The sequence below is a fragment of the Ilumatobacter sp. genome, assembly GCF_041688325.1.
Taxonomy (GTDB): Bacteria; Actinomycetota; Acidimicrobiia; order Acidimicrobiales; family Ilumatobacteraceae; genus Ilumatobacter_A.
Map to the genome: position 1 here is coordinate 1 of NZ_JBDNIJ010000297.1, position 3,406 is coordinate 3,406.

At 62.4% G+C, this 3,406-nt stretch carries 5 protein-coding genes; 4 read left to right on the forward strand and 1 reads right to left on the reverse strand.

Annotated elements, in window-relative coordinates; genetic code table 11:
* Positions 1 to 936, reverse strand: a 936-nt coding sequence (locus ACH2EI_RS15645) for an AMP-binding protein (RefSeq protein ID WP_395160725.1), incomplete at its 3' end; no start/stop codon positions are given.
* A gap of 89 nt (positions 937 to 1,025) precedes the next feature.
* Here ACH2EI_RS15645 and ACH2EI_RS15650 point away from each other — a divergent pair.
* The 4 genes from ACH2EI_RS15650 to ACH2EI_RS15665 form a co-directional block, all read left to right on the forward strand.
* On the forward strand, positions 1,026 to 1,691 hold the full coding sequence (locus ACH2EI_RS15650; RefSeq protein ID WP_395152781.1) for a YceH family protein: 666 nt from the start codon (positions 1,026 to 1,028) through the stop codon (positions 1,689 to 1,691).
* Positions 1,684 to 2,205 carry a YkgJ family cysteine cluster protein gene (locus ACH2EI_RS15655; RefSeq protein WP_395152782.1) on the forward strand — a complete coding sequence of 174 codons (522 nt, stop codon included), beginning with the start codon at positions 1,684 to 1,686 and terminating at the stop codon, positions 2,203 to 2,205. The genes ACH2EI_RS15650 and ACH2EI_RS15655 overlap by 8 nt, the downstream gene beginning before the upstream one ends.
* Positions 2,206 to 2,314: 109 nt before the next feature.
* Positions 2,315 to 2,734: a cyclic nucleotide-binding domain-containing protein gene (locus ACH2EI_RS15660; protein ID WP_395152783.1), complete on the forward strand. Its 420-nt coding sequence runs from the start codon at positions 2,315 to 2,317 to the stop codon at positions 2,732 to 2,734.
* A gap of 438 nt (positions 2,735 to 3,172) precedes the next feature.
* Positions 3,173 to 3,406 (forward strand): hypothetical protein (locus ACH2EI_RS15665; protein WP_395160727.1); only part of this gene is annotated, 234 nt, incomplete at its 3' end.

Genomic DNA, 3,406 nt, shown 5'->3' on the forward strand with positions numbered 1-3,406 from the left:
GCGATACGACGCGTGCGGTGACGACAACGTGCCACCCGCTCGAGTGCGGTGGGTTGCGTCACCGTCGGGGTCGCGCAGCGTAAACAACGCCTGCACCTCACTCATCCCGTACAGACCGGTCAACGTCGCTCCCGTTGCTGCAGCCCGCTCGACAATGCCGTCGAGGCTGGTATTGAAGCGTGCGTAGCCGCCAAGGCGAACCGACGACAGGTCGGTGCCATGTTCGAGCAAGCGGTGGAACATGTCGTCGCTGCCGTTCAGGCATGTCACTCGCTGAGACTCGATCAGCGCCGCCGTCCGTGCGAGGGCGAAGTCGTTCACGATGATGCGACATCCGGCCGCGACAGCTGCCATCAGCGAGGCCAGGCCGAACGTCCCGCAGAGCGGCATCACCGCCATCACCGTGTCTTCTGAGTAGTAGCCGAAGCGTGTGGCAGCATCCACGGCGTGGTCGGCGATCGAGCACTGCTGCTGGAGCACCATCTTCGGACGACTCGTGGTACCCGACGTGGTGAAGACAACGAATGGATCTTCCCGCCGATTCACTCGCTCCATCGGCGTCGCCGTTGTCCACCCTGGTGGCGCTCCATCGAGCCGAGCCGCGAGGTCAACCTTCCGGGCGCCTGATCGTTCAACCAGGTCGGCAGCCTCATCGTCGCTGTAGCGGGTGTTGACCGACACGGCGATGAATCCGCCGGCGGCACACGCAAGCAGTAACTGCAAATATTCGATGCCGTTGGGGAGTCGGATCGGGATGCGGTCGCCGGGCTCAAGGCCCTGCTCGCTGAGCCAGGCAGCGAATCGACAACCGTCGTCCGCGAGCTCGCGCGCCGAACGGCTCGTCCCGTCATCGAAGTCGAGATGTGAATCCGATCCTTCGAACACGTCGAGAACGTCACGGTCAAGCGCTGGCACGAGAATCAGTGTCGCACGCACGCTCCGTCGGCCAGGAGGCGAAGCACGGTCTTCGTCGCGCCAGTTGGTCGGAGCGAGCCGGCGAGGCCAACGCGAATTACGCTGCGTTGATGGAGTTGACCGTCGAAGAAGTCCGCGTGCTCGGGTGCCTGATCGAAAAGGGTGCGACGACGCCGGATCATTATCCGCTGTCGACGAACGCGCTCGTCAACGCGTGCAATCAAAAGTCGAACCGTGAGCCGGTCGTCGAATACAGCGAACAGCAGACTGTTGCGGCGATGGTTGTCGTCCGCCAGAACGGGCTCGCGCGGACGAACGGGAGTGGCCGTTCCGACAAACACCGGCACATCCTCAGCGACGCGCTCGGGCTCGATCTCGACCAGCAGGCGTTACTTGCCGTGATGATGTTGCGTGGGCCGCAGTCGTCGGGCGAATTGAAGACACGGACTGATCGGTACGCAACATCGCAGGGCGCCGGCTTTGAGTCACCCGACGACATCGAAGCAGTGCTCAGGGCGATGGCCGAGAAGGCCGACCCCTACGTCGCCAACATCGGTCGCGGGTCGGGCCAAAGCCAGGATCGCTGGGCGCATCTCTTCGGCGAGACGGTGCCCGACGTCAACGACCTCGGCACGTCCCCGACTCCTGCCATGCTTGCCATGCCTGCCGGGCCGTCGCTGGCGCAGCGGGTCGAGGACTTGGAGATCCGACTGGCAGTTCTCGAGGAGGCACTCGGTATGCCTGCCACCACGCCGTACCCTCCTGCAGGTGACTGACATCGCCCCCGTTGATGACGGCTCCCAACTCTGCGTTGCCTGTGGGATCTGTTGCGACGGCATCCTGTTTGCTTCCGTCACGATTACGGACCCATCTGAAGCTGAGCATGTGCGCGCTCGTGGGATTCCAGTCCACGTGGTCGACGAACGCCATTCTTTCGATCAGCCGTGCCCGGCACTCGGAGGCAACGGTTGTTCGATCTACACCGAGCGGCCGCTCCTCTGCCACGCCTATCGATGCCTGCTCCTCAAACAGGTCGACGCTGGAACGATGCCACTCGCCGATGCGCTGCGCATCGTCGAGGCGGCCCGGCGCCGCGAGGTCGAGATCAGGGCATTGCTGAATCAGGACGTTGCGACCGATGGCACCCCGCTCGTGCGGCTGTACCGACAGTTTCGGCTCGACAACCATGACCAGCTCGACTCACCAGCGTCCCGCGAACTCATCAAGCGCTTCGAACACCATCAGGCCGAGTTGGCGGAGCACTTTGAGCCGTCGATGATCACTGCCTGAGGCAAGAGCCGCTCCCCGTCGCGCGCCACCTGTAGCTGCCCGCAATGACGACACGGCGCGGTGGGAGAACGTACGATGTGAGTACCCGACGAGAAACGAGCTCACCGTTATGTCCAAGAACGCTTACCGCGAACACATGCAGAACGTCCCGCTGCTCGCCGGACTCGATACAAAAGAGCTCGATGAAGTTATCGACATCTCGACCGACATCACCGTGCCCGCAGGCCGGGTACTCATCAAAGAGGGGTCCAGCGTTCAGGAATTGATCATTGTCATCGATGGCAACCTCGAGGTCACTCGCAACGGTCAACACGTCGCAAACATTGGGCCTGGAGGCTTTGCCGGCGAGATGGCACTCCTCACCCATTCGACGCACAACGCAACGGTCGCAGCCTCGGAGGACTCACGAGTGCTCCACATCGAGGGGGGAGCCTTCGACGTGCTGCTCAAGCGAGTACCAATTATTGCCGTGAAGATGCTGCCCATCGTGGCGTCGCGCGTCGCAAGGCCGAACGATCACTTCGAATGACGTAGCGTCGCGGCAACACAACTCCTGAACCCTGTACAACACGGACGGGAGTTCGTGTTGCACGTTCTCGTGCCGAGATTGCGCACGTGCGCTGCACCGTTGATTGCTGCAGGGTCTCTGGTGTCGTGATCGGTCGTCAGATCAGTCTCCGATGATGGCCGAGCGGAGTTGGTCGAGCGTGGGTGTCCCGGATGGGCCACCCGGTGTTTGGTATATCCGGCACGACAAGCCAGTTCGGGCAGTCGTCGAAGTACAGCAACGTCACGTTCGTGGCTCCAACGTAAACCTTTTCCTGCCAGTCGAAGGTTCAGAGTGACGGAACAGCTGATCGACCGGAGATTTTCGGAATTTCCACCGAAGCAGAACTGAATCGGAGAAGCGTGCCGACGGCCGGGTCCAGTCCGGCACGCAGAATGCCCGAGCAGTAACTTTGCCTGCATGGATCGTGCAGAAGTCATCGCCACCGCATTCGTCCCCACACCCGCTGGGGTCGTGTCCCCTGCGACTCAGGACGCGTCAGCCGCTCGGCGATTACGCGATGCCATCGAACCGATCGCGATGCACTCGGTGTGGTGCGAAGCCACGAGTACCCGCCTCAGGGTCCTGGGCCTCGACTTCTTCGAGAGCTATGTCACCTGTCGCGCCTCGTTGCTCGGCGAACCCGAACCCGGA

Bases quoted from the DNA above. Each gene is read 5' to 3' on its own strand.
- ACH2EI_RS15660 (WP_395152783.1), top strand. From the start codon at position 2,315: ATGTCCAAGAACGCTTACCGCGAACACATGCAGAACGTCCCGCTGCTC.
- ACH2EI_RS15650 (WP_395152781.1), top strand. From the start codon at position 1,026: ATGGAGTTGACCGTCGAAGAAGTCCGCGTGCTCGGGTGCCTGATCGAA.